The organism is Arthrobacter sp. UYEF3, assembly GCF_040546245.1.
Taxonomy (GTDB): Bacteria; Actinomycetota; Actinomycetes; order Actinomycetales; family Micrococcaceae; genus Arthrobacter.
Window position 1 is genome coordinate 1 of record NZ_JBEPNK010000066.1, and the last position, 1333, is coordinate 1333.

General features: G+C 64.5%; 1 protein-coding gene and 1 rRNA gene. One reads left to right on the plus strand and one right to left on the minus strand.

Annotated elements, in window-relative coordinates; all coding sequences use genetic code 11:
• Positions 1-85: ribosomal RNA gene (rrf, locus tag ABIB14_RS18690) — 5S ribosomal RNA — on the plus strand; the annotation flags it as partial.
• A gap of 619 nt (positions 86-704) precedes the next feature.
• Here rrf and ABIB14_RS18695 read toward each other — a convergent pair.
• Positions 705-1223: an HAD-IC family P-type ATPase gene (locus ABIB14_RS18695; protein WP_354237391.1), complete on the minus strand. Its 519-nt coding sequence runs from the start codon at positions 1221-1223 to the stop codon at positions 705-707.
• Between the last annotated feature and the right edge of the window lie 110 nt (positions 1224-1333).

Consider the following 1333-nt stretch of genomic DNA (forward strand, 5'->3'; position numbering starts at 1 on the left):
TCCCATCCCGAACCCGGAAGCTAAGACCCACAGCGCCGATGGTACTGCACCCGGGAGGGTGTGGGAGAGTAGGTCACCGCCGGAACATCATTAAAGCCAGGCCCCGACACACACTGTCGGGGCCTGAGCTATTTAACGGCACTTGTCGGCCTTTCCCGACTCAGCGGGGAAAGGTCCGGCGGTGAAGCCAGGCGAGGACCTCGATGGCGAGTCCGGCCGCTCCGCCTGCAGCCAGCGCCAGGAACAGGAGGCCATCCTTCGGCCAAGAGAGGATGAAGAAATCCTGACTGAGCCACTGGGAGCTCGAACAAGGCGACGAGCGCGGCACACATGACAGCCAGGATTGCCACCCTGCCGGTGTTGAGCGGCCGCGACACTACCGACAGGATCCAGAGCCCCCGCAATCGACAGCGTGATGACTGACGCGGAACGAACTGTGTCCGGTGCCTGCGTTCCCTCCAGCGTCGCGAGGCCGTTGAGCGCCAGCAAGGACCCGGCGACGATGAGCCCGGCAGGCAGCGAAAACCAGAGCGTACGACGAAGGAAACCCGGTTTGTAGCGGCGGCCGTTGGGCATTAGGGCCAGGATGAACGCAGGGATGCCGATCGTCAGGCCGTCCGTGAAGGACAGCTGGCGTGGGGGGAACGGGGACTGCCTGCAGCAGCCCGAAAGTGATGGCGATGGCTGCGGAATATGCAGCCTTGCTAACGAAGAGGCTCGAGGACCCGTTCTATGTTGGCTATGAGCCGCCGGCCCTCCGCCAGGACTTGCGGAAGCCGGTCGAAGCGGCCGTCGAGGAGGACCAAGCGTGCCACCGTCTCCGTGGCCGGTACGGCGGAATTCATGGCGATGCCGAGGTCGGCCGTCGTCAGGGCGAGGGCGTCGTTGACTCCGTCTCCGGTCATTGCCACGGTATGACCCCGCCGTTGCAGCGCGGCGACCATCTCCATCTTCTGTTGCGAGGTGACGAGTCCGAACACAACATCGGTCTCCATCGCCTCTTCGAGAAGCACCGGGTCCGCCGGCAGCGACCGTGCGTCGACGCCATGCGCGACGTCAAGGCCAACCCGGCGTGCGATGGCCGCGACGGTCCGTGGGTCGTCGCCGGAAATGATTTTCAACTCCACGCCCTCGGTGCGGAAGAATACGAGGGTAGCGCGGGCCTCCGAACGGGGTTGTTCCCTGAAGGTCAGGAGTGCCACCGGCCGGAGTCCGTCGGGCATCGCGTCGGCGTGCCGCTAGTCCGAAAATGAGGTGACCTGCCCGTGGTAGGTGCGTGGGTGGATATCCGGAGGCGACATGGAGCCTCCGGTGGTTTTGAAAATAGAAGTCA

Bases quoted from the DNA above. Each gene is read 5' to 3' on its own strand.
- ABIB14_RS18695 (WP_354237391.1), bottom strand. From the start codon at position 1,223: ATGCCCGACGGACTCCGGCCGGTGGCACTCCTGACCTTCAGGGAACAA.